This window comes from Methanopyrus kandleri AV19 (assembly GCF_000007185.1).
Lineage (GTDB): Archaea > JAADCQ01 > Methanopyri > Methanopyrales > Methanopyraceae > Methanopyrus > Methanopyrus kandleri.
The window spans coordinates 247046-271094 of sequence record NC_003551.1; the positions used below are offsets into that span (position 1 = coordinate 247046).

At 58.3% G+C, this 24049-nt stretch carries 22 protein-coding genes; 12 read left to right on the forward strand and 10 right to left on the reverse strand.

The window, feature by feature from the left end:
- The first annotated feature begins 20 nt into the window (after window positions 1-20).
- Window positions 21-1289 carry a double-cubane-cluster-containing anaerobic reductase gene (locus MK_RS01350; protein ID WP_148679428.1) on the forward strand — a complete coding sequence of 423 codons (1269 nt, stop codon included), beginning with the start codon at window positions 21-23 and terminating at the stop codon, window positions 1287-1289.
- Window positions 1290-1296: 7 nt separating this feature from the next.
- Here MK_RS01350 and MK_RS01355 read toward each other — a convergent pair whose 3' ends face one another.
- Window positions 1297-2601, reverse strand: coding sequence for a formylmethanofuran dehydrogenase subunit B (locus MK_RS01355; RefSeq protein WP_011018631.1), 1305 nt, complete (start codon window positions 2599-2601; stop codon window positions 1297-1299).
- Window positions 2602-2703: 102 nt separating this feature from the next.
- Window positions 2704-3459 carry an acyl-CoA dehydratase activase gene (locus tag MK_RS01360; protein WP_011018632.1) on the reverse strand — a complete coding sequence of 252 codons (756 nt, stop codon included), beginning with the start codon at window positions 3457-3459 and terminating at the stop codon, window positions 2704-2706.
- Window positions 3460-3649: 190 nt separating this feature from the next.
- Here MK_RS01360 and MK_RS01365 point away from each other — a divergent pair, with 190 nt between their 5' ends.
- From MK_RS01365 to MK_RS01380, 4 genes are read left to right on the forward strand one after another with little or no spacing between them, the layout of a single operon-like run.
- A complete protein-coding gene (locus MK_RS01365; RefSeq protein ID WP_011018633.1) occupies window positions 3650-4111 on the forward strand; it encodes a YeeE/YedE thiosulfate transporter family protein in 462 nt (153 codons plus the stop codon).
- 14 nt (window positions 4112-4125) lie between these two features.
- A complete protein-coding gene (locus tag MK_RS01370; RefSeq protein WP_011018634.1) occupies window positions 4126-4599 on the forward strand; it encodes a YeeE/YedE family protein in 474 nt (157 codons plus the stop codon).
- 10 nt (window positions 4600-4609) lie between these two features.
- Entirely contained in the window at window positions 4610-5182 is a 573-nt protein-coding gene (locus tag MK_RS01375) for a DUF3343 domain-containing protein (protein ID WP_148679430.1), read from the forward strand.
- Window positions 5179-6003, forward strand: coding sequence for an NAD(P)H-hydrate dehydratase (locus tag MK_RS01380; RefSeq protein WP_148679431.1), 825 nt, complete (start codon window positions 5179-5181; stop codon window positions 6001-6003). Before MK_RS01375 ends, MK_RS01380 begins: the two co-directional genes overlap by 4 nt.
- A gap of 5 nt (window positions 6004-6008) precedes the next feature.
- Here MK_RS01380 and MK_RS01385 read toward each other — a convergent pair whose 3' ends face one another.
- The 4 genes from MK_RS01385 to MK_RS01400 are packed head-to-tail and all read right to left on the reverse strand — an operon-like array spanning window position 6009 to window position 10767.
- Complete coding sequence (locus tag MK_RS01385) at window positions 6009-7979, reverse strand: CoB--CoM heterodisulfide reductase iron-sulfur subunit A family protein (protein WP_011018637.1); 1971 nt, start codon at window positions 7977-7979, stop codon at window positions 6009-6011.
- Between the two features lie 6 nt (window positions 7980-7985).
- Window positions 7986-9407, reverse strand: coding sequence for a Ni/Fe hydrogenase subunit alpha (locus tag MK_RS01390; protein WP_148679902.1), 1422 nt, complete (start codon window positions 9405-9407; stop codon window positions 7986-7988).
- Between the two features lie 23 nt (window positions 9408-9430).
- Window positions 9431-10327: a F420-nonreducing hydrogenase gene (locus MK_RS01395; protein WP_148679432.1), complete on the reverse strand. Its 897-nt coding sequence runs from the start codon at window positions 10325-10327 to the stop codon at window positions 9431-9433.
- Between the two features lie 14 nt (window positions 10328-10341).
- On the reverse strand, window positions 10342-10767 hold the full coding sequence (locus MK_RS01400) for a hydrogenase iron-sulfur subunit (RefSeq protein ID WP_011018640.1): 426 nt from the start codon (window positions 10765-10767) through the stop codon (window positions 10342-10344).
- A gap of 241 nt (window positions 10768-11008) precedes the next feature.
- Here MK_RS01400 and MK_RS01405 point away from each other — a divergent pair, with 241 nt between their 5' ends.
- Window positions 11009-12334 (forward strand): hypothetical protein, encoded by a 1326-nt coding sequence (locus tag MK_RS01405; protein ID WP_148679433.1) that lies wholly within the window; start codon window positions 11009-11011, stop codon window positions 12332-12334.
- On the opposite strand, the gene cgi121 is transcribed toward MK_RS01405, so the two are convergent.
- Window positions 12296-12736: a KEOPS complex subunit Cgi121 gene (cgi121, locus tag MK_RS01410; RefSeq protein ID WP_011018642.1), complete on the reverse strand. Its 441-nt coding sequence runs from the start codon at window positions 12734-12736 to the stop codon at window positions 12296-12298. The genes MK_RS01405 and cgi121 overlap by 39 nt on opposite strands.
- A 240-nt stretch (window positions 12737-12976) precedes the next feature.
- Here cgi121 and MK_RS01415 point away from each other — a divergent pair, with 240 nt between their 5' ends.
- Window positions 12977-14551, forward strand: a complete 1575-nt coding sequence (locus MK_RS01415) for a phenylalanine--tRNA ligase subunit alpha (protein WP_011018643.1) — start codon at window positions 12977-12979, stop codon at window positions 14549-14551.
- Here the strand turns inward: MK_RS01415 and MK_RS01420 are convergent, their stop codons facing one another.
- Window positions 14552-15184 (reverse strand): hypothetical protein, encoded by a 633-nt coding sequence (locus MK_RS01420; protein WP_148679435.1) that lies wholly within the window; start codon window positions 15182-15184, stop codon window positions 14552-14554. It abuts the gene before it with no gap.
- Between the two features lie 32 nt (window positions 15185-15216).
- Here MK_RS01420 and MK_RS01425 point away from each other — a divergent pair, with 32 nt between their 5' ends.
- A complete protein-coding gene (locus tag MK_RS01425; protein ID WP_011018645.1) occupies window positions 15217-15507 on the forward strand; it encodes a DUF167 family protein in 291 nt (96 codons plus the stop codon).
- A gap of 456 nt (window positions 15508-15963) precedes the next feature.
- Window positions 15964-16782 (forward strand): hypothetical protein, encoded by an 819-nt coding sequence (locus MK_RS01430; protein WP_011018646.1) that lies wholly within the window; start codon window positions 15964-15966, stop codon window positions 16780-16782.
- On the opposite strand, the gene MK_RS01435 is transcribed toward MK_RS01430, so the two are convergent.
- Both MK_RS01435 and MK_RS01440 read right to left on the reverse strand, forming a co-directional pair.
- Window positions 16783-18312 (reverse strand): 2-isopropylmalate synthase, encoded by a 1530-nt coding sequence (locus MK_RS01435; RefSeq protein WP_011018647.1) that lies wholly within the window; start codon window positions 18310-18312, stop codon window positions 16783-16785. It abuts the gene before it with no gap.
- Between the two features lie 47 nt (window positions 18313-18359).
- The gene (locus MK_RS01440; protein WP_011018648.1) at window positions 18360-19172 is read right to left on the reverse strand and encodes a P-loop containing NTPase; all 813 of its coding nucleotides are present in this window, start codon (window positions 19170-19172) and stop codon (window positions 18360-18362) included.
- A 28-nt stretch (window positions 19173-19200) separates the two neighbouring features.
- Here MK_RS01440 and MK_RS01445 point away from each other — a divergent pair, with 28 nt between their 5' ends.
- Genes MK_RS01445 through MK_RS01455 form a run of 3 tightly spaced genes read left to right on the forward strand, consistent with a single transcriptional unit; the run spans window position 19201 to window position 24008 of the window.
- On the forward strand, window positions 19201-19932 hold the full coding sequence (locus MK_RS01445; protein ID WP_011018649.1) for a radical SAM protein: 732 nt from the start codon (window positions 19201-19203) through the stop codon (window positions 19930-19932).
- Window positions 19922-21934: a hypothetical protein gene (locus MK_RS01450; RefSeq protein ID WP_011018650.1), complete on the forward strand. Its 2013-nt coding sequence runs from the start codon at window positions 19922-19924 to the stop codon at window positions 21932-21934. The genes MK_RS01445 and MK_RS01450 overlap by 11 nt, the downstream gene beginning before the upstream one ends.
- Window positions 21935-21968: 34 nt before the next feature.
- Entirely contained in the window at window positions 21969-24008 is a 2040-nt protein-coding gene (locus MK_RS01455; RefSeq protein ID WP_011018651.1) for a hypothetical protein, read from the forward strand.
- Window positions 24009-24049 lie beyond the last annotated feature (41 nt).

Below are 24049 nucleotides of genomic sequence, written 5' to 3' on the forward strand. Positions count from 1 at the left end.
AGTGTCGAGCCGAGGGGATCTTGTTGGATATCAGAGAGATTTGGAAAGAGCTCGGAATCGACCTAGAGCGGCATGATGAGTTGCTCGAAGCCCTGCCGGAGGTGTACGAAGAGATCTTCCTGAGTCAGGAAAACCGTCCCGAGCGTATGTCCTACTTCGACGAGGTAGTCGCCGATATCCACGGCGCACGAGTCCGGGAGCTGTACGAGATGAGACAGGAGGGTAAACCGATCCTAGGGACGTTCTGCGTCTACGTGCCGGAGGAGATCGTCCTCGCCGCGGGCGGTGTTTGCGTAGGGTTATGTGGCGGAGCGGAGTTCCCGATCCCGGACGCCGAAAAGTACCTCCCACGCGACCTGTGCCCGTTGATCAAATCGTCCTTCGGCTTCCTGGTATCCAGACTGTGCCCTTACTGCCAAGTCGCGACGGTAATCGTCGGCGAGAACACTTGCGACGGCAAGAAGAAGATGTACGAGATAATGTCAGAACACAAGGATGTCTACGTGATGGAAATGCCGCAGGTGAAAGATGAAGAGGGTCTCGAGTACTGGCACGAGCAACTGATTAAATTCAAGGAGTTCGTAGAGGAACTATCCGGGAACGAAATCACCTATGAGTCATTATTAGATGCTATAGAACGTGTGAACGCCAAGCGGGAAGCCTTTAGAAAGTTATACGAGCTCAGGAAGCACGACCCAGCACCTATAAGCGGACGTGACGCGAACTTGATAGCCCAGATAGCGTTCTACGATGATGTAGATAGATTCACAGAGAAGGTAAACGAACTCAACGAAGAGCTCGAAAAACGGGTGGAAGAAGGCGAAGGTGTCGCCGAGGAAGCACCGAGAATTCTCGTAGCCGGCACGCCGATGCCGATTCCACACTGGAAGCTGCTTTACGTCGTGGAGTCCTGCGGCGCGGTGGTAGTTTGTGAGGAGTCGTGCACGGGCACCAGGTACTTTGAACGGGAGGTCAGCACAGAAGGAGACGACGTTGAAGATCTTATTAAGAATATTGCGGAGGCATACATGGAAACGAAATGTGCTATCTTCACACCGAACGATGAAAGAGTTAAAGATATTATTAAGAAATACAAAGAGTGGAACTGTGATGGGGTGATTTTGTATAACCTTAAATTCTGTCAACCGTACGCTGTGGAACACTCAAAGATCGAAAGTAGGCTGAGAGAAGAAGGAATCCCTGCACTAAAACTTGAATCCGACTACAGCGAGGAGGACGTGGAACAACTGAAAACTAGGATCGAGACGTTCTTGGAGTCGATCGCCTAGGGCCCGCTCACACCATCTCCTCGACCTTTTCTATGACCATTTCGAGGAATTCTACGTCGTTGAGCATGCTTTCGGGTGGTTCGACGACCTTGCGCATCCTGATGGGTACTGAGTCCATTCGGTAGGCGGTGCCTTCCCATTCGATGCCGGCGATGGTTACGGGCACGTACAGGTCGGCGAGTTCGGCGGTCGGCGTCCAGTGCGGGTCCACGCACACGAGCGGGATCCTAGCCATGTGCTCCACAGCCTTCCGCGGGAAGTGCGCACCCGGATCACTGGCGATTACGAAGGCGGCGTCCACTTCTCCCCTGATCAGTACGTCCACCGCGGAGAACTCGCCTGGGTTGTACCGCGGGTACCCACGGCTGAAGTCCACGGCGAACGGGTAGCCCGTAGTCCACGTGAGCACCTCGTTGAAGCCGGTCACGTTGTAGTGACCTCGCATCATGATCAGAGTCCACTTCGCGTACTCGTTCAGATCTCGGATCAAGCAGATCGCGTTGTCGATGTTCCGATGACGACCCCGGGACATCGTGATGCCCATGCCCCAGAACAGTGTGCCGAAGCTGGCCTCCTTGATCAGGTCAGCGACCTCGTGCACGGCTTCCACCGGAATTCCCGCCACCTCCTCGCGCTCGATCTCGATCCCGTGAACAGCCGCCCGGAGCGCGCTGATCAGCTCATAGTCCTCGTTGGGTCTAACCTGCAGGTGGACGTCCGCTAGCTCGGCCGTAGCGGTCCTCCGCGGGTCCACGACGATGATAGTACGATCCTCACGACCCTTCGGTCGGAAGAAGCCGCGGGTGAAGGCGGTGTAACGGCTCATGTGCCGCGGGTGGGCGTGCATAGGGTTGCAACCCCAGTAGATGATGACGTCCGCTCGATTCTTCACTTCACCCAATGTACAGCTAGGAACACCGGCGTCTTGCAATCCAAGTGTTGACGGTCCATGACACACTGAAGCGGTATTATCTATCACAGCTCCAACTTTTTCTGCAATCTCTATCCCAACTTCATGTGCTTCACATAGCGTTGAAGACCAGCCATACATCAGAGGCCATTTCGCCTCAACAAGTATTCTTGCCGTCTCTTCTGCGGCGTCTTCGTAGTCGATTTTCTTCCATTCTCCGTTCTCTTTGATCATCGGCTCGGTGTGACGATGATCCTCCTGCGCCGTCAAGAACTTCGCAGCACCGATCCTACAAGCATGCCGTACTTCCACGATCTCACCGTCCTCCACGACCACCTCTAGATCATCACACAGCGTACCACAGAACGGACAGACCACATCCTTGATCACTTTACGACCCAATATGACCCCCGTAAACGCCGTGATCGTCTCAGCTTTTGAAAGTTATTAATCCCGGAGTTCAATGGTTATTCGTGTTCATAAAGGGCGCAACAAGCCCAATATTCATTTTTCTAATACCCATAAAGCAGCCCCAAATGCTCCGGCTACGTGGGCTTCATTAGGTACGTTTATCCCCATCTCCAGCCTGTCTGAGAGGAGCTCGGCGAAGACCCGACAGCGTGCCATGCCGCCGACCAGCACCACCTCGGGCTCCGGCGACACCTTGTCGATCATGGTGGCGACGCGCTCGGCCACGGAGTCGAGGACGCCCAGCAGGATCCTTTCGACGTCGATCCCGCGGTTCACCAGCGAGATCACCTCCGTCTCCGCGAAGACCGCGCACATCGAGTTGATCTTCACGGGATCGTCCGCGCCGCTCGCGTGCTCGTCGACCTCCGACATCTCGATCCCGAGCCGCCGGCACACGTTCTCGACGAACCTCCCGGTACCGGCCGCACACTTGTCGTTCACCTGGAAGTCCACGACCTTGCCGTCCTCCACTTTCATCACCTTGGTATCCTGACCGCCCACGTCTATCACCGTCCTGGCACCTTCGACCAGCTGGGAGGCACCTAGGGCGACCGCAGGAAGCTCGGGCACGGTCTCATCGAACTCGTCGCTCAGAGCCTCCCTACCGTATCCCGTGACGGCCGTGACGTCGAACTCGTCGATGCCCGCGCCTAGCTCATCTAGGGCACGCCGTAGCACTTTCTTCACGGGACCTGTCGACTCCACCACGGTATGGTCCTCGAGCGAGCCGTCCTCCACGATCGCACACTTCAGGTGGGAAGATCCCGCGTCCACGCCGAGGACCCGCACGGTTTGTCCCCGGTTGATTTCTCCACGTACATCGCCTTGACGTCGTTGGGTGATTCATTCGATAGCTATTACCGAATTTCATACCATCACAGGACTCTTCATCAAGTACTCTAATGTCGTTTTGATACCGGAAAGAGCACTGATTATAACGGGATGCGATACCGGCTGGCCGCACCGGGGGAGACGAAGCATGGCCAGAGTATCACCGCTGGTTACGGGACTGGTAGCCGGCGTCTCCGCCGCGATACTGCAGGCGGTCTTCAAGGTCAGCCCACCACCGGCGTACGGGATCTGTATAGCGTGCCACACCAGGGACCTGGTGAACTGGATAGTGAACCATGCCGCGGGAACCACGCTCGGGATGGCGCCGGTCTCCAAACCCTTCCCGGTGCTGACCGTCGTGGGTATTTTCATCGGGGCACTGATCGCGGCGTTCGCCCACGGCGAGTTCAGGATTCGGAGGACCCACCATCCGATTCTAGGGTTCGTGCTCGGTTTCCTGGTCATCAACTTCGCACTCTTCATGGGTGGCTGTCCGATCCGAACGAGCCTGAGGACGATGTACGGGGACGTCGTAGCGCTCCTCGGACTGATCTCCATAGCCGTCGGCGTGATACTGGGCGCCGAGTTCTACCTCAAGAGAAAGGCGTGAGGGGGGAACGGAGCGTGGCGGAGTACCTGCACGCCATCGGGACGCTCGCGTTCGGCGTGCTGATCGGCTACCTGGGCCAGCGGTCCGCGATGTGCTTCATAGGAGGAATCCGAGACGTGTACCTACTACGCGACACGTGGCTCGTGCAGGGCCTGATCGGGTTCCTCATCGGTGCCTTCTTCGGGCTGGTGGTGTTCGGAGCCGCGGGTATGATCAAGAAGTTCCCGTGGTTCCTGTACAAGGGAGCGTCCGCCATCCCGGGTGACGTCCTCGGCAAGAAGCCGGGGTTCGCCGCCCACGCGGCGGTGACGGTGATAGGCGGTCTCGGCGTGGGTTTCCTGTCGGTGGTTCAGGGTGGCTGTCCGTTCAGGAACTACGTGATGGCGGCCGAGGGCAACGTGACTGCGATGGCGTACCTGCTAGGGGTGTTCGTCGGTGCGGTGTTCTTCCACGCCTGCATCGTGCCGATCTTCGGGCCGCCGAAGTGAGGGGATGGAAATGGGGCTCCTCTCCCGCCTCCGCTCCGCGTTTTCCCGGGATGAGGGACCGTCAGACGAGCGCGAGGGTAAGGGCCTGATCGTCTTCGAAAGCGCCAGGGACGCGATGAAGGCGGAGAGGACCCTCAAGGAGGCCGGATACGACGTCCGGGCGGTGGCCCCACCGCCGGAGATCCGCGAGGGGTGCGACCTGGCGATCGAGTACGACCTCGTCGACGAGGTAGGCGTGCGCCGAACGCTCGAGGAGATCGGTGTGGAACCGCTGAAGTTCGTATCACTCGAGGACCCTTCCCTCAAGCCCATCGAGCTGGTTCGCGTCAAGGAGGTCGACGGATACATCATGGTCCGATGCGGCAACATGAAGGTGACCGTGGATCGGGACGGGACGATAGTGAACGTGTCGGGTGGAGGGTGTCCCGACGTCCCTTACCTGGCGCATGAACTCGTGGGCAAGAACGTTCTCGAGCTGTCGGAGAACTCGATGCCGGCGAGCTTGGGATACACGCTCTGCGCGTACACCCTGGACAAAGCCGTGAGGAAGGCCAAGGAAGTACTCTTAGGGGAGGGAAGTTGATCATCGCGGGTACGGTTCCGATCGAAGGTCTCGGCCCCGTGGAGGGGAAGGTCGAGCCGCTGGACGATCGAATACGCGTCGCCGGTCGTGAGATACCCGTTTCCATGGGGACCGCCGCACTGGCCGCCGCGGCGGCCCGTGTTCTGGAGTTCCTGGGTGAGGATGAACCACGGCTTATCACCGCGGGGGATCTGGGAGAAGGGGACGGTAGTCTCGAGATCTACCGTCGCCTGAGGGAGGTCGACGATGACGTGCTCGTGATCCACTACATCAAGCCGAAGATAGACGAGATCCGACGCGTCGATACGTCAGGCAAGGTCATCGCGGACGCCGGAGGGATGTACGCCGCCAAGGCCGCGGGTATCGGACCCGAGTTTCACCTGTTCCTGCCGGACCCCGGAGAACTCGCGTTCCTCGCGGACGAGAAGGCCCATCATCCGGCCTACGTTCGAGGGTTCATCGCTGAAGTCGACGAGGAGGAGGTTCCGAGCCTGGTGAGACGTGCCTACGAGGAGGACCAAGTCCCGGATTATATGGTGGTTAAGGGGAGGCGTGACCACGTCGTCCACCGGGGTGAAGTGGTGGAGACCGTCGATGAGCCCCTCGTCGAGGCCATGGAGTGCATCGGGGGTACGGGCGACACGCTCACGGGGATCGTCGCCGCACTCATCGCCGCGGGGTTCGGAACCGAGGAGGCGTGCGTGATCGGCTGTAGGGTGAACCGGAGGCTCGGTGAAATCGCGAACGCGACTCCGACAACTAGGATACACGAGCTCACCAGGGCGATACCGGAGGCCCTGTGCGAAGAACTGAGGGAGTGAGGAGGCTAAGCGGGGTCCCTGAAGGCCCCCTCGATCTGCTTGTACAACTGCTCGGTCTTGAAGTGGTTCTGCTCCATGGCACCGCTCGGGCACGCCGCCGCGCAGGTCCCGCATCCCTTGCACAAAGCGGCCGTGACTTCGGCCACGAGCTTCCCGTCCTTCTCGACGAGTTCTATGGCACCGTACGGACAGAGTTCCACGCAGGTACCACAACCGCCGCAGATCTCCTCGTCCACCTCCGATACTATGGGCTCTACGGCCACCTCACCGGCCGCCAATGCCGTGGCGGCGCGAGCCGCGGCGGCAGAACCCTGGGCGACCGAGGAGGGTATGTCCTTCGGACCTTGACACGCTCCGGCCAGGAAGATACCGTCGATCGCCGTGTCCACGGGCCGCAACTTCGGATGTGCTTCCATGAAGAAACCGTCCGGCGAACGTGAAATACTGAGGACCTCCTGGATGACGTCGGCCGAGTCCCGCGGCACCATACCTACGGACAACACCACCAAGTCGTACTCCCTTTCGACCACGTCGCCGAGCAGCGTATCCTCGGCACGCACGATGAGGTTCTTGGTCTCCGGGTCCTCGACTATCTCCGCGGGCCGGCCGCGGATGAACCGGATGCCGTACTGCTTCTGCGAGCGTTCGTAGTACTCCTCGTAACCCTTACCGAACGCCCGCACGTCCATGTAGTAGATATCGATCTGTGTCTCCGGGTACTTCTCCCGGATCAGCTGCGCCAACTTCATCGCGTACATGCAGCAAACGTTGGAGCAGTACGGATTGGTCCTGTGCGGGTCACGTGAGCCAACGCACTGGATGAATGCAATACGTTTCGGTTTCTTTCCATCACTGGGCCTCACCACCTTGCCACCGGTGGGTCCCGAGGCGTTGATGAGCCTCTCCAGCTCTATCGACGTGATCACGTTGTCGTAGACGCCGTACCCGTACTCCTCGCGCTCGGTCGGGTCGCACGTGTCGTATCCGATGGCGCAGATGATAGCACCGACCTCTTCCTCGACGATCTCGGGCTCCTGATCGAAGTCTATCGCGTCGGCGTCGCATACCTCTTCGCAGAGACCGCATCGGATGCAGTGCTCCTCGTCGATCGTGAACACCGACGGGACCGCCTGCGGGAACGGCTTGTAGATGGCCTTCCTCATCCCCAGGCCCTCGTCGAACTCGTTGGGCACCTCGATCGGGCAGACCTCCGCGCACGCGCCGCAGCCCGTGCACGCGTCCTCGTCCACGTACCGCGGCTTCTTCTCGATCTTCACCGTGAAGTTGCCCACGTACCCGTCCACCTCGACGACCTCGGCGTAGGTGTACATCTTGATGTTGGGATGCTTGGACACGTCCACCATCTTCGGTGCCAAGATGCAGATGGAGCAGTCGTTCGTGGGGAACGTCTTGTCCAGCTGGGCCATCCTGCCCCCGATGGACGGCTCCTTCTCGACCAGGATGACCTCGAAGCCCATGTCCGCGAGGTCCAGGGCCGCCTGAATCCCGGAGACTCCGCCCCCGATGACCAGGGCGCGGTCGGTCACGTCCACCTTGATGGTCTCGAGGGACTCGAGCAGCCGGGCCTTGGCCACCGCCATGCGGACGAGGTCCTTAGCTTTCTCCGTGGCCCTGGCCGGATCGTCCATGTGAACCCATGAGCAGTGCTCCCTGATGTTCGCCATCTCGAAGCAGTAGGGGTTCAACCCGGCCTCCTCGACGCACCGTCGGAACGTGGGCTCATGTAGCCTGGGCGAACAGGCCGCCACGACGACACGGTTCAGATCGTACTTCTCGATGTCGCGTTGAATGATCTCTTGACCCGGGTCGGAGCACACGTACTTGTAATCGCGCGCCACGACCACGTTCTTCAGCGTCTTGGCGAACTCGGCCACTTCCTTGACGTCGACGACGCCGGCGATGTTCACGCCGCAGTGGCACACGTAGACGCCGATGCGCGGCTCTTCCTCCGCCAACCACCATCACCCCTCCACAATCCGAACTAGCCTACCGGCGCGGTGAACCTCGAGCGTGAGCCTGGGACGCTCGCCGAGTACGTGGGTCGCACAAGACAGGCAGGGGTCGTAAGCCCGGATCACCATCTCCATCCGGTTGAGGACCTCGGGGGAGGCGTCCTCGGGACTCCTCAGGTACTCCTCAGCGACCTTCTTGACGCCGAGGTCCATGGCGGGGTTGTTCTGGACCGTGGCGACGATCAGGTTGACCTCGGTGATGAGCCCTTCCTCGTCCGTCTTGAAGTGGTGGATCAGCGTCCCACGCGGTGCCTCCACGCAGCCGATACCCTCGCCCGTGACGTCGTCCGGATCCACCTCCTCTCGGACATCGTCACCCGTGATCTCGTCGTCCTCTAGCAGCTCGACGCAGCGTTCGGCCGACGACAGCAGCTCGATCGTCCTCGCGTAATGATACAGCATCGGGTGGTGGCACGGTTTCCCGTACTCGTCGACGAGCTCCTCGTAACGCCCCTGAGCCCTGGGCGTGGCCATCCTGTCGCACACGTTGAGACGGGAGAGCGTGTTGACCCGGTAGAGTCCCTCCTCCTCGCCCTTGTCGCGCAGGTACGGGAACTTGAGGTAGGAGTACGGTCGCACGGCCTCGGCGATGTGATCGAGGTACTCCGACGGCTCGAACTCCCTATCGACGTTGCCCTCAGGATCCACGACGCGGATCACACCGTCGTACAACTCGTGCACGCCGTCGCTGACCATCCCCATATGGTAAGACTCCAGATATCCGAGCTCGAGCAGTCCCTCCTCCTCGAGGCGCCGGGTTAGCTCCTCGGCCAAGTCGACGGTGCGCTCCGCCAGCTCGACCGCGCTCCTAGCGAGTTCGAGGAGCTCCTCCCGTCGGTCCTCCTCCAAGGGCTTAGATACGCCGCCCGGAACGGCGGTGACGGGGTGTATGGGCTTGCCACCGACCGCCTCCACTATCGTCTGTCCTATCTTCCTCAGCTCGATGGCACACTTCACGACCTCGGGGTTCTCCCTAGCCAGTGCGAGGACATGGCGCTTCATAGGATCCTCCTCTTCGGGTTTGACCAGGTCCGGTGCCGCGAGGAAGTAGAAGTGGAGCGCGTGACTGTGCACCGTCGCGGCGTGATGCATCAGCTCCCGCAGCTTCCGAGCCGGCTCCGGAGGCTCCACGCCGAAGACCTCGTCGGCGGCCTTGGCGCTGGCGAGGTGATGGGCCACCTGACATATCCCACAGATCCTCGGCGTCAGTATCGGGGCGTCCTCGATCGGTCTTCCTTCGAGGAACTTCTCGAAACCGCGGACTTCGACCACGTGGAATCTGGCGTCCTTCAGGTTCCCGTCCTCGTCGAACTCGACCACGATCTTACCGTGACCCTCCACCCTGGTGACCGGCTCGACGTTCACTACCATCTCCGACAACGTACCGACCCCCCTCACTCCCTATCCACCCTGAACGGCATCAGCGAGCCGGCGAGCGTGAACCGGTAGAACCAGCCTACCACGTCAGGGACGGACTCCACGAGCTCGGAAGGGTCGACGTCGTCCACATCGGCCCGGAAGATCGAGGCGATCGCGGACATCATCTCCGCACCTTGGTCGGGGATTTCTCCGGCCGGTCCCGCACAACCCGCACACGGTACCCCGGCTTCGGGACAGCGTGCCCCGCACCCCGCCCGTGTAGCGGGTCCCATGCACGGGTAACCCTGCTCCAGCAAGCACCGGTCCGGATCGGGCTCACCCTCGACCGGGCGGCGGATCTCGTGGATCACGGTCTCTTCCTTCTTCCGAGGACACTCCTCGCAGAGGTTCGTCGTCGAGAGCTCGGGTTCGCGTCCGTCGAGGATCGCTGTGACCGCGTCCGCGATCAGGTCGGGCTCCGGGGGGCAGCCGGGTAACTCGTAATCGACGTCGATGACATCGGAGAGCGGGCGAACGCGCCACGTTAACTCTGGGACGTCTTCGGACGGTATCACACCGTCCTCGTTCTCCGTGCTGGCGGTTTCCACGTAGACGGTCCTCAGGAGCTCCTCGTTGGAGTACAGGTTGGCCAGTCCCGGGACGCCGCCGTAGCAGGCGCAGGTACCCACCGCCACGACGATCTCCGCACGCTCCCTGAACTCCTCCGCTACCTCTACGTTCTCCTCGTTCCTGATACCACCCTCGATCAGGACCACGTCCACATCCTCGGGGATCTCCTTGGTATCCATGAGCACGGGGCAGTGAACCAGCTCGGCGTCGCCCAGGAGGTCCAGAAGCCGCTCGTGGAGGTCCAACACCGAGACGTGGCAACCGGAGCAACAGCACAACCACGTCGTGGCGATCTTCACCAAACGCACCACCCCCTTCACAGCCTTTTCAACCTCTCACGGAGTTCCAATGGTCCCAGCTCTAACAACGTCTGATGAAACTCAGTCATAACCTCAGCGAACTTCTCACCCTCCGAAGCTGAAATCCACTCGTATCTGAAACGCTCAGGTTCAATGCCTATTTCGGCTAAAAATTTCTTCAATAACTCGGCCCTTCTCCACCACTTGTAATTACCTGATTGGTAATGACAATCTCCCAAGTGACATCCTCCTACGAACACTCCATCAGCACCTTCTCTAAACGCTTTTAAAACAAGAGATGGTTCTATTCGTCCCGAGCACATCACCCGAATAATTCGAGTACTTGGAGGATATTGCATCCTACCAACGCCAGCGGTATCCGCTCCTCCGTACGAGCACCAATTGCAGCAGAAAGCTATGATTTTAGGTTTCCACTCTCCCATAGACGCCCTCCGGAGCTCCTTTGTCCACATAAGAAAAAGCTTATTATTTGACAAATTTCAGCGCTATTCCCCGAACTTAAACCCCATAAGTTACCTCCTACCGATCAATTTGCGTGATCATAAGTGACATCGATCTCCATTGAAAGCGTTAGAGCAACTGTCCTCGTACGTGGCCGAAAACCGCGCCGGGAATCGGTGGGACTTTAAACTCGCAGGGATACGGGTGGGGAGGGGCCGTACCGTGACGTTCTTTCGACACATCCTGCTGGCGTCCTTGGCGTGTCTCACGCTTCCCATCGCGGCAACATGTGTGAATGAAGAATTCGAATCGAAGGTCGAAAGTCTGATACAGAATCCCGACTTCCAGGGTACGAAGGAGATCACGCTGTACGCATCGGGTTCGTACGTGATGACGGGCCGTATCAAGGTGTCGTACAGAGGACCGGAGGAAGTTGAGCCCGTCGAGGTGGATAAGCTCATCAACGGGCTGAAGGAACTGCGTGAGGATCTAGATCCGTTGGCCGGTCAAAACGAACCCATCAAAGATCTGCTCGGCGCACTGAAAAAGTTCGACGACACCTCGGACGTTCTGGAGAAGTTGAAGGAGAAGACGCAGGGGTTGAAGCTCGCAGCGTGTGAGATCGATGTGGATCTATGGTATGTCGGGGAAACTGGTACCCCACCGTCGGACCTACCCCAGATCCTCCAACAACTGCGGACCGAGGGGGAACTTCATCTCAGCTACAAGATACCTTACCCGGAAGCACACGTATACGTCGTGGGGAGTGTGGAGCTCCTCGATCGGGCGCTGAACCTACCCATACGAGCGGTGTTCTCGTACGATTATCCCAACGACGGCTCCGGTGTGAAGGTTTCAGTGGATACCGAGCATCGCAAGTTCACGATAGAAACGACCGATAATATCTACAACCTGATAGTGGTCGAGCTCACGCTCCACGGTGGACTCCAAGAGGTCGAGAAACTGGCGGACCTCAGCGTCGAGTCCTCGGAGGACCTACAGAAGCTGCTCGAGAATACCGAGGTGAAGGTGGAATGCTACCCACGAGGAGGTCGGACCGCCGAGATCAACGGATTACCCCTGATGGTCGATGAAGGGGCCGCGATAGTGGTCTACGCGGTCGGGAGCAACCCCATCAACTCCATCGTCGCGTCTAAGATCGCGGAGCTCATGGGCAAGAACCCGCTGGTGGTGACTCTAGGAAACGCCGACCTCCAGGTGGGAACCGACGGCAAGACGTTGGTCATCAAGGGATCCGCACCGGGTGGTCTGGTGGTGATCTACGGGCCGGCCGGACCGGATAACACGCTGGACGTCACCTCTCGAGTAGGCACGTTGCAGGTCGCCAGAGCCCTCGGAGCCCAGGTACCGCCGTTAGTTTCTCTGTTCGGATGGATACTGGGACCGCTACTGGGGTCGATCACGACCACTTACACACCCGCGTTCAGCGGCGAGCTACGGATGTCACCCCGCGGTATCGGGATGGCTACACCCGCGGTGATCGCCGCCCTACTCCTCGGCGTCCACGGACGCCGCCGTTCTAAGTAGTTCCTTGTAGCCGTCGCGCTCCGGGAACTCCTCGAGCTCCTCGGCTTCTTCCTCCAATTCCTTCAACACCCCTCTCACTTTTTTCCGATCCCTGGAAGCCACGACGAGCACGAACTCATCACCCGGTTCCGCCCGATCGATCGCCTCGCGGATTTGACGGGTCCCCGTCAACCTCACCAGGAACTCCAAGTCCAGGGACCGTGCCAGGTTGCGGTCGCTCTCGAACGCTCGAATGGCGCGACAGGCGGCCGAAGCGATCACGCGGTAATCGGCGTACTCGGTGGAAATCGCCTGGATGATAACCCCCGTCGAAGAGCGCTCGATTATCCTACGAGGATCACCCCTACGGATCGAACAGTGCAGGTACAGCGGACCGGACCAGTGGTCGAACTTCAGGATCACGCGACCTCCCCCGCGCCGGAAAACCTCATTACGCCGATATCATTGTTAATGTTCGGCCCGGACCCAGCCGGCGGTCGGGAGGCGGTAGTAACCAGCGATGACCGGCCGACGCCAGCCGTCCGGGCCACATCGCCCGGGTGAGGTCCCCCGAATGGGGGCGACCGTGATCCCGGGCGGGTTTACCCCGCCCCAATCCGCCACGCAGGGTCGCAGCGGCCGAACGAACCGGGGGTCCGCCGCGTGGACCCGCGGGAACTGGCTGAGCGGTTGACCGAGCGCGACTTAAGGATCCTCATTCACTTAGCGGAAAGCGGGGAAGCAACACCCGAGGAACTCGCCGAGTCGCTGGACGTCGACCTGGGTCCCGTTATGAGATCACTCTACTGGCTCGAGGAGCGTGGGTTGATAGAGTCCGAGGAAGAAACGCACGAGGTGTACGAGTTAGGTGATGAAGGAAAGGAGTACGCCGAGGAAGGGCTGCCGGAGCTCCGCATCGTCGAGGTCTTAAGAAAGATAGGCGGTGAGGGACGACTGGAAGAGGTCCTAGATCGTGCCGGAGTGCCCCGGAAGCTGGCCGGACCCGTCCTAGGATGGCTGAGGAGGAAAGGACTGGCGGAGATCAAGAGGGAGGACGGGGAGACGTCGCTCGTTCTCCTGGAGGAGGAGCCTGAGGACGTGGATCAATCCGTGCTCGAGGCGTTGGCCGCTGAGGGTTCCGCGTCCGTCGAGGAGCTTGCGAGAAAGCTAGAGATGGATGAAGAGGAAGTGGAGAAGGCCCTGAAGAGGTTGAGTGAGCGCGGTGACGTCCTGAGAGCGCGGGAGGAGACCGTCAAGAAAGTCAGGCTAACCGAACGCGGTGAGGAAGTCGCGGAGCACGCCCCAGAAGTGCTGGAACGTGACTGGATCACGGAGCTGAAACCCGAGCATTTGAGGGAGGGAACTTGGAAGGAGAAGGAGTTCAAGCCATACGACGTGAAGGCACCCACGAGTCCTACCTTCCCCGGCAAGCGCCACCCACTGAAGGAGGTTATCAACGAGATACGTAGGATCTTCCTCGAGATGGGTTTCGTGGAGGTGTCCGGACCGCTGGTCGAGTCCAGCTTCTGGAACTTCGACGCCCTGTTCCAGCCGCAGGATCACGCCGCCAGGGAGATGCAGGACACCTTCTACCTGAAAGAACCCGCCGAGGCCGAATTGCCGGACGAGGAAGTCGTCGAGAAGGTCCGGGCCGTGCACGAGGATGGTGGCGACACGGGATCCAGGGGTTGGGGGTACGAGTGGGACGAGGGTGTGGCCCGAAAGACGGTCCTTCGTACTCACACGACGGCGGTGTCGGTTCGGAAACTGTACGAGGTGGAGGGGCCTCCACTCAAAGCGTTCTCGATCGGCCGGGTGTACCGGCGCGAGACGGTCGACTACAAGCACTTGCCGGAGTTCCATCAGTGTGAGGGAATAGTCCTGGCCAAGGACGTCTCGTTCCGGGACTTGCTCGGGATACTCGAGGAGTTCTACCGACGGATGGGGTTCGAAGAGGTCAGGTTCAGGCCCGCCTACTTCCCCTATACGGTCCTCTCCGTCGAACCCGAGGTATACTTCGAGGAGAAAGGCGATTGGGTGGAGCTAGGCGGTGCGGGCATTTTCCGCCCTGAGGTGCTTCAACCCCTGGGGTTCGATCCCGACGTGGTGTGTTTAGCATGGGGCTTGGGCGTCGAACGACTGGCGATGCTGAAGTTGGGAATAGACGACATACGAGATCTGTACATGAGCGACCTCAAGACGCTCCTGGAGCTACCCACCGCCAGGGCACGGCGCTGATCAGCGGTCCAGGCGTCTCCACACGTCCCTCCAGCGATCCCCACACCTGTGCTTAACCTCGTACTTCAGCAGGTTAAGCAGCGTGGCCACGAATACCTCGTCGGTACCCCGGATCACGGACTCGGGCCTGAACCCGTTGTTCGCGAGGGTCGCTAACCACGGGATACCCGCCTCGGAGACGAACGCCTCCACCGACACCTCAAGCTCGGACGAGAAGGCGTCGATTACCGCCAAGACGGCCGCGTCAACGCACACTCGCCACGCGTCACCGTTCGCGGATGTCAGCGGGTACGAGAGTTCCGAACCGCGTGACCACGTGAACACGTCCGCCAGAGCCGCCGAGAAAAGTCCCAGGACCCCTGCAGTCAGCGACAGAGGGTTCTCGTCGTCCCGTACGTCCATAGACAGTAACATCAGCTCACGATGACCCACCCACACGGGAGCCCGTAGCTCATGAACCCTCAACTTTTTCCCCGTTAGCACGTCCAGGATCCACTTGGGAACCTGCACTGCACCCTCCCGGATCCCTGAGAACACGCCGCCCAGACCCCCGGAGATGATGAGACCCCGGTACGCATCGTCGGATCTGTGAAGACCGGCACTCGGGCTGAGGCCCGTGCACACTTCCCACATCCTTATTACCATGTCTTCACGGGGGGCCGTAGTTGGAGTCACCGGTGAAAGAGCATCGGGAAGGAACGCTGATCCGAGTGCGGGTGAACCCGGACGCGGATACCACCGATCTGAAGGGGGTCGATGAGTGGCGTGGAGTCCTAGAAGTCGACGTGGCCGCGCCGCCGGTCAAGGGCAAAGCGAACCGCGAGCTGCTCGAGTTCCTCGGAAGGAAGCTCAACACGACCTGCGAATTGGTCTCGGGGGAGAAGTCCAGGGAGAAGTTAGTGCTCGCACGAGATGTCTCCGTCGATGAGGTGAAGGAACGGCTGGGATTGCGTTAAGCGTCACGAGAAGTAGTCGAGCGTACGCAAGGCGGCGACCGCGCGGAAATCTCCGAGACGGGTAACGACGCTCGGTGTGGGCCCGGGTTGAAGCGACGGGCTCATCGGCGGCGGAACCGCCGACCCTCTTACTAGTGTCCCGTCGCCGTCCCCCCGGGCCCTTCATCGGCTGTACCCGGCGGTAGCCGACCCGGCGGGTCATCCCCGGGATGGGACCGCGTCACCCGCGGGCGGGGAGGCCGGGCTTCGGTCCGGTGGGTCATCCCTTGCACACGGAGCCTCTTAGTCCGAAGCTCCACCGGAACTCGCCGAATTTTAACCATACCGCCTGAAACAGTCGTAGTCCCATCCGAAATCGTAACGTTTTTCTGAAATTAAATACGCCCGTGGAAGGGGGCGAACTCGCCGGTCATCGCCGCCCATCTGGTGATTACGCGCCGGTCGGAGTCCCCCGAGGTGAAACCTCCGCCCGAGGAGGCGTGGATAGGCAGGCCGGTGAGGCCCGCTCAGGGCTTCCACACACGGGTCTCGATGATCGCGGGCGTAATGCTGGGAGGACCCGCCGACGTTGAGTTCCCGAGGATGGCCCACCCGCTCGAGCTACCCCATTACCTCGAAATAGACGGCGACACTTGGCGTCGACTGAGGTGTCGGTTGGAGTCACTGGAGGACAGGAGTCCGGATTTAGGAGACGCCGTCCGGGAATACATCAGGGAAGCGTTCAGGTGTATAACAAAGCCCGACTTCGCGACGGCCCTTAAAGCGTGCACTCCCGTCATCGCCCTTGACACTCCGCTGTGGCGCGACGCACGAAGTGTGGTTCGCGCGATCGCGAGGCTACTGACGAGAGTCACGGGAGTCGAGGTACAGCCCCCTCCGGACATCGCGGTAGAACTTCGAGCGACGCTGTACCCGATCGCCGAGCGGGCGCTGGTATCCACACTACTCGCGCAGGCAGTAGCGCATCGTATTCGATCGTTGGGGTTACGGTCGGAATACCTGAGCGCGTACTTGGACGCGCCCTCCGGTGAGTCCCCACCCCGTGAACTCGGGGACGTCTCCGACCTGTACGCGACGCTAGTGAAGGACTTCGATGGGTACCTCGCGCGAGTACTGCGCTTGAACCGGTACGTCACGGTAACGGCCGGCCGTAGATTCGTGCTCACACCGGACGATTACGACCCGACGTGGAGGGGTTACCTTCAAGGTCTGCGTAGGTTCTGGGAGAACAGACGTGGGATGGAGGAGATAATCAGGCAGTGGGGCTTGGCCTGATCAGCTACGCTTGCGGGCCATCAGCGAGTTGATACCGTCGATGAACGCCTCCAAGCTCGCCACGACGATGTCTTCCCGTGAGGAGCCGGAATGCACTATATCACCGGTCTCCGGATCGCGCAGCTTGACATCCACGTGGGTGATAGCGTCGGTACCGCCTGTCAGCGCCTCAGCCCGATACTCGACGAGCTCGAAGTCGATCCCTTGATCCTTGAGGGCCCGCTCCAACGCCTTGATAGTAGCGTCCACGGGTCCCACGCCGGTAGACGCGGCCTCCTTCCTGGTCCCGTCGATCTTCACGACGATCGAGGCCGTCGGTATAGTCCTCTTCCCGGTGACCGTCGTGAAATCCTCGACCTCGATGTCACGCTCAGCCGGTCTCCCCAGTACGTCCTCGGCGATCGCGCGGAGATCGGCCTCGGTGATCCGCTTCCCACGGTCCCCCAACCGCTTGAGGCGTCGGAGGATCTCCAGGAGCTGCTCGTCGTCGACGTCGACACCCATTTGTTTCAACTTCTTACGGATCACGCTTGTTCCTACGTGTTTACCTAGGACGAACCGGCGTTCATGCCCGACTTTCTCGGGCGGAATGGGCTCGTAAGTACTCTCGTCCTTTAGGATGCCGTCGGCGTGGATCCCCGACTCGTGGGTGAAAGCGTTCTCACCTACCACGGCCTTGTTCGGTGGTACCCTAACGCCGGTCAGCCTCTCCACGAGCTTGGAGAGCTCCGTCAGCCGCTCGGTCCGGATGCCGGTGTCCACGCCGTACAGCTCCTCCAGCACTACCACCACCTCCTCCAACGCCGCGTTGCCGGCGCGCTCGCCGATCCCGTTCACGGTCACGTGGACCTGACGCGCCCCCGCCCTGACGGCGGCGACGGTGTTGGCCGTCGCCATACCGAAGTCATCGTGACAGTGCACGCTGAGGATGACGTCCTCACCGACGCGCTCCCGGAGCTTCTTCACCGCCAGGAACATACCCTCCGGCGCCATCACTCCGACGGTGTCGTTGTAACCGAGACGTTCGGCGCCCGCCTCCAGGCAGGCGTCGAACACCTCGTACAGGTACTCGAGCTCCGTCCTGGTACCGTCTTCGGTGGAAATCTCCACCGTCAACCCGTGATCGCGCGCGTACTCTACGACCTCGCGAGCGCGCTCCAGGACCTCTTCACGATCCATCCGAAGCTTCTTCTTCACGTGGACCTCGGAAGTAGGTACGACGATGTGAACCGCGTCGGCCTCGGCTTCGACCGCCGCGTCCACGTCACCCTTCACCATACGCGCCATACTGCACACTTCGGCGTCGAGCTCCTCCCGGGCGATGCGCCGAATCGCCTTGAGTTCTCCCTCACTCGCGGCCGCGAAGCCGGCTTCGATCGTATCCACGCCGATCTCGTCGAGCTTTCGGGCGATCCGCAGCTTTTCCTCGGGGGTCAGAGCGACTCCCGGGGTCTGCTCCCCGTCCCTCAGAGTGGTGTCGAATATCCTCACCTCGTCCGGCGGGTCCGCGTCCGCGTTGGCCTCTCTCAACAGCTCCCTAACGGCGGATAAAGCGATCCCCCACGTCAGGCACGCCCCTACAGCCTCTCCTGGACGGCACCGATGAGCTCCCGGTACGCTTCTTCAAGCTTTCGCGGATCGGACCTTCGTGTCCTATCGAGCGGTGGGAGCCTGACCACCTCCAAGGGCTCCAGGACCTCGAGCAGGCTCAGCGTCACCGCCTCCGGGCCGGCGAGCGTCTCGGCAGCCCGGGCGTAGTCCCTGAGATCGTACACCAGGGCCGTGCCGGGACCGACGGCGACGGCCACGCCGTCGTACTTGAGGACGCCGGGCCAGGGAACGGCCAGGTTGTTCAGGCTCTCCACCAGTACGGGACCCTCCTTACGGACTCGACTCCAGGCCCGGTCGATCGTCCGACGCAGCTCTTCGGGAGCGGGTTCCTCGCGGACTTCCCTCACCTCGCACTCACGGGCCATTTCCATCGTCTCGTCGGGCACGTACCTGAGTTCGGTCCCCTCCGTGTACAGGAACACGGTTTCGTCCAACCGGTCCATCAGGACGTACGCGTCGGTCTGGGCGGAGAAATACCTCAATGAGACGTCGGACTTCACCGCAGTCCCCACGTCGGGAGACGTCCACACGCGGTGAACGGGGTTGAGCGTGATCAACGGCAGATCAACCTCGGCGACCTTCGCCAGCTTGAGCACGTCACGACTGACGGGCAGCCCGAGCTCCACGCATCTGCGCGTATGGTCGTAGTGCAACCATACGTTATGACCGGACCTGGGTTTGAACGGTACGAGGTCGAGCGCAGAGACCAGAGGCAACGCGGCGGTCGTCTTACCGGAGTCGGTTTCTAGAAGGCCGACGACCAGCACGACGTGCGTCACGGGCCCTGCCCCCGCGGGGTGAGAGGAGATGTTGGAGTGGCGTCCCGAGCCCGGTTATGACCCTTTAGAGACAGCGGAACGTGTGCGTGGGTGGGTGTGTGAAGGAAGACGACGAAAGTACTACCGGTTCCGGGAGACCCGCTTCTACGGTGGATGCGCCACGGCCGACGCCGTGGGGTGCAACCTCGACTGTGCTTACTGTTACGTTAATTACCCGCGGAGGCATCCCTGGGACCGACGCTGGAAGTTTCACCGGCCAATCGACGTTGTGGAGCGCCTGAAGAACATGGGGGGCGATGTCGTGCGTGTTTCCGGCTGCGAACCGACGCTGTGTAAGGAGCACATCCTCGAGCTCATCGAGCTCTGCGGGCGGGAACTCCCCGACCGGAAGTTCGTCCTGGAGACGAACGGCACGATCCTGGGAGCCGACCGTTCGTTCGTGAGGGAACTAGGGAATCACGAACACGTTCACGTACGCGTGTGTCTGAAGGGGTACGATCCTCAATCGTTCGCGCGAATCACCAACGCGAACCCGGACGGGTTCGATCTACAGCTCCGGTGCTTAAGATATCTTTTTAAAGAGGGAATATCCTTCCACCCGGCCATACCCCGTCTGTTCCGCCCGGAAGATATCGACAAGCTAGCCGGAGTACTCTCGGACATCGGAGTCCCACCCTCATCACTCGAAGTGGAGCCGATCAGGGTCTATGACCACGTCCGTAGGGAGTTGAGACGGCGGGGGCTAACGGTTGTGCGGTGATCCAGGGCTTCTCACGCTGGTCTTGCTCATCCTACTACTAGCGGTGGCCTCTTTGCCCGCGGGTTCTGTGGTTTTGGCCTCGGCCTTAGCCCCCGTGGCGGTGGTCGGCGGACTAGCACTCGAGTACGGCCTCGTAGATCCGAGGACCGTGCCCGTGTTCGGACTACTCGCGGTCCCCGGACTCATCCTAGGACTCCGAACAGCCCGAAAATACCCCAAACAACACCTACGCCACAGGCTAATCATAGCGGTAATTATCACAGTGACTTTTTTTCTTTCAAATTTAACAATATACGTGTTTAAGGGAACAGTATCTTTCGTAGCAGGCGGAGACGTACCCAGGCATGCTTCTCTAGCGTTGTCTTTCCTCACTACCGGTAAGCCTCCCGTTTTCTACGATACGTTGAGGCGGGAGTATCGTCCCGTTCATTACCCCTCGGGACTCGGACACGCGGCGATCACGGAGTCGATCGTGTCGTTGTTATTCCATCCGAAAGATCTACGGGAAGCGGCGAGCTGGCGAGTTCAGTACGGTTCAACAATTATTGAACTCGTTGAATACCATGTGAGCACAGCCATGATAGCATCAGCCATCATCGACATCATCCTCCTTACGCTCGGACGATTGCCTATTTTAGTAGCTACACTTGTAGCATGCGCAATATATTTGACGTATCCTGGACCGGTGCCGTTCTTTCAGTCACTAGCTATGCTATCAGCATCGATCGTAGCTATAATTCTTAATTCACGATGGATTTCAACATTTTTAATACTAAGTGCTGTAGTAATTCATTTCTATAGTGTGGTGGTCATGAGCTTACTTATTCCAGTTCTGATCCAAACTAGAAAACAATCCACTATATCGTTACTCCTTGGTATGGCAACTGGAATCATTATACAATTCCCTTACGTACACTGGAGTGCGGCAGTGCATTTCCCACGTTATCCAGCCCACCCGAATCACTTACCACCAGATCGGGAGTTAGGGCCGATAGTGTACATAATACAATTTATGTTTACAGCATTTGCTGCATATCCACCGTTCATTTTCCCCAATGCTAGTGATATGCTATATACTATCCCATTTATAGCCGCTGTAATGTTAATACTTATCAGAATTCGGAAATTATTACCGCAAGATCTCAAAATAATATGGATCATGTATATAACCACTATTGTTATCTTAGGAGTTACCTTCGGGCGATTCATTGGAAAACGATTTTTATTTACTGCACCATTGTTAACGACTTTAACTTTAGGTTTTGCAGCAGCAAATTACCACTTATTAGCGCTCAGTATACTAATTAGTTATTGCGCTTTAACTACTGATTGGTGGTACATATATTTCATTAATACTCCACCAATCGATGTATTAGAAAAACATTGGAAACTATTCTATAATTCATTCTGCAAGGGTGAGACTATCGCTACAGTATCAATAGGCTTACTGCCATTCACATCCACATGGAAACCACAAAAGGTAGCTCAGGTAGTTAGAACGTTCCCAGAACCAGGTTTGCCCATATTGGTTACTGAAGAGGAAAACAACCTCACCCTAAGACTTCTACCGTTAACTCAAGTCAAAGGCAAATACATCGTGGAGAAGTTACCACCAACGAAACGTGTCTGGTCAGTCGACGACCGGGCAGGCTCATTCAGACGGAACGTCCTAGTAGCAGCGGAACGGTACGACTCACACGTCCTGACGTATGTGGCAATAATGAGCTACGGCTCGGTACCCACCGTGTTAGTCATTAAGGGGAAGACGTGGGGAGCCTCCATGGCCTTCATGACACTCATGGAGCCTACCGATGATTTATCAGTGTTTATCAGGACGCGACATGTCCCCAACGGGTATTTAGTCAGAATCTCAGATTGGCAAGGTGTGAGGGTTATGAAGATAACGATCTCCGGGGCCAGATGGGTTGGTGATAAACTGGTGTTCCACGGATCTCTGAGGGACCTCATCGCGAACATACGAGTCACCGGCGACTTGGTTTAAGAGTGCGTGTGAACGTGCCGTAGGGGGCCAGTTATTGAGTGACCCCGGGCTTTTCATGCTGATCTTACTAGTCCTGTTATTAGCGGTGGCCTCTTTGCCCGCGGGTTCTGTGGTTTTGGCCTCGGCCTTAGCCCCCGTGGCGGTGGTCGGCGGACTAGCACTCGAGTACGGCCTCGTGGACCCGAGGATCGTACCCGCGTTCGGACTACTCGCGGTCCCCGGACTCATCCTAGGACTCCGAACAGCCCGAAAATACCCCAAACAACACCTACGTCATAGACTAACTATAGCAGTAATCCTGCTGACGGCATATCTCTCAGTGGACTTGACCTTATACGCTTTCAAAGGGAATATCGGCGCTACTATGGGTGATCCTTCAAGACATGCCTCTTACGCGCTAACGTTGTTAACCGCGGGTGAGCCCCCGGTTTTCTACGATACACTGAGACAGGAGTACCGTCCAGTCCATTATCCGTCCGGTCTCGGTCACATCGCGATTACGGAGTCGATCGTATCGTGCCTGTACCATCCGAAGGATGTACAGGAGGCCGCAAGCTGGCAGGTTCAATTCGGATCAGTATTCCTTGAACTACTTGAACATCACTTGGACGCGGCGTTGATAACGTCCTCGATAGTCGATCTTCTGTTGATCGCACGCGGACGGTTACCAATCTATATAATACCCCCTCTAGCATACATAACATACCTAACATGCACCGCACAATATGCAGAATTCATACCGTTCTTCCAATCACTAGCAATGCTTGCCGCCTCGGCAGTGGCACTTATACTCAATTCACGATTGCTATCAGGGCTTCTCGCACTAGGAGCCATAGCAATCCATGCCTATGGTGTTATAATTGTAACAACGTTAATTCTAGCTTTACTATGGGCTAAGAAAACCAGAATTACAACTGTAACCCCAATACTTTTAGGAACTATAATCGGAGCTATTATGCAATATCCCTATGTACACTGGAGCGTAATGACATATTTCCCACGCTATCCGGCCCACCCTAATCATCTACCGCCAGATCGTATACTTAGCCCAGTAGCGTGTCTATTACAGTTCTTTTTCACAGCATTTGCAGCGTATCCCATGATTCTATTCCCTACAACTAATAGCTTACCTTATGTGTTGCCATTTACAGTAATCAATGTTTTAATCATTATTAAAGTCCGTAAATTACTTCCCTCTGTTCTTAGAGTAATGTGGATAACATGTATAGTTACAATTCTAGCATTAGCTGTGGTTTCCGGAAGTATAGTCGGAGGACGTCTTTTAGTTGTAGTTCCATTACTAACAGCTATGAGTTTAGTTCTACCAGCAGCAAATAGAAACTTATTAGCACTAGGAGCATTATTTGGATATTGTGCGCTAACTATTCATTGGTGGCTTGCAATCATAATACATGGAAATGAAGGTATTAGTACACTACCGGTTTGGGTTCTAAAAGAACATTGGAATATATTCTATAAATCCCTTTGTAATAAAGACGTTATAGCCACTCTACCCGAAGGCTTGCTCCCATTTACATGTACATGGAAACCACGTGAAGTTGCTTACGTAGTTCGAACGTTCCCTGAACCTTACACCTCTATACTGTTGACAGCCAAGGAGGGTAGTGAGATATTACTATACGCACCTCCGGTGCGAGCTGAAAGAGGATACATTGTAAAGAAGTTGCCACCTCCGGGGCGCGTCTGGGTGGCCGGTAACCGCGCTGGGTCACTCCGATGTAACGTCCTGATCGGAGCGGAACGGTACAACCGTCAGGTGATAATACACGTTAACGTGGTTAACTACAGTTGGGTACCTATACCCACAATAAACATCAAAGGAAAGCTCCGGAAGAGGGCGATAGTGCTCTCAACACCGAAATCGAGCACGTTACCGGCTATCAATGTCCACCGTATTCCGGAGGGTTTCCTTGTCAGGATCTCGTATTCGCACGGTGTGAGAGTTGTGAAGATAACGATCTCCGGGGCCAGATGGGTTGGTGATAAACTGGTGTTCCACGGATCTCTGAGGGACCTCATCGCGAACATACGAGTCACCGGCGACTTAGTCTGACGGTTGAGAGGGGAACTAGGTCGGGTAAGGCCCCTGTTCGT

Bases quoted from the DNA above. Each gene is read 5' to 3' on its own strand.
- MK_RS01365 (WP_011018633.1), top strand. From the start codon at position 3,650: ATGGCCAGAGTATCACCGCTGGTTACGGGACTGGTAGCCGGCGTCTCC.
- MK_RS01375 (WP_148679430.1), top strand. From the start codon at position 4,610: ATGGGGCTCCTCTCCCGCCTCCGCTCCGCGTTTTCCCGGGATGAGGGA.
- MK_RS01390 (WP_148679902.1), bottom strand. From the start codon at position 9,407: ATGGTAGTGAACGTCGAGCCGGTCACCAGGGTGGAGGGTCACGGTAAG.
- MK_RS01400 (WP_011018640.1), bottom strand. From the start codon at position 10,767: ATGGGAGAGTGGAAACCTAAAATCATAGCTTTCTGCTGCAATTGGTGC.
- MK_RS01420 (WP_148679435.1), bottom strand. From the start codon at position 15,184: ATGTGGGAAGTGTGCACGGGCCTCAGCCCGAGTGCCGGTCTTCACAGA.
- MK_RS01445 (WP_011018649.1), top strand. From the start codon at position 19,201: ATGTTGGAGTGGCGTCCCGAGCCCGGTTATGACCCTTTAGAGACAGCG.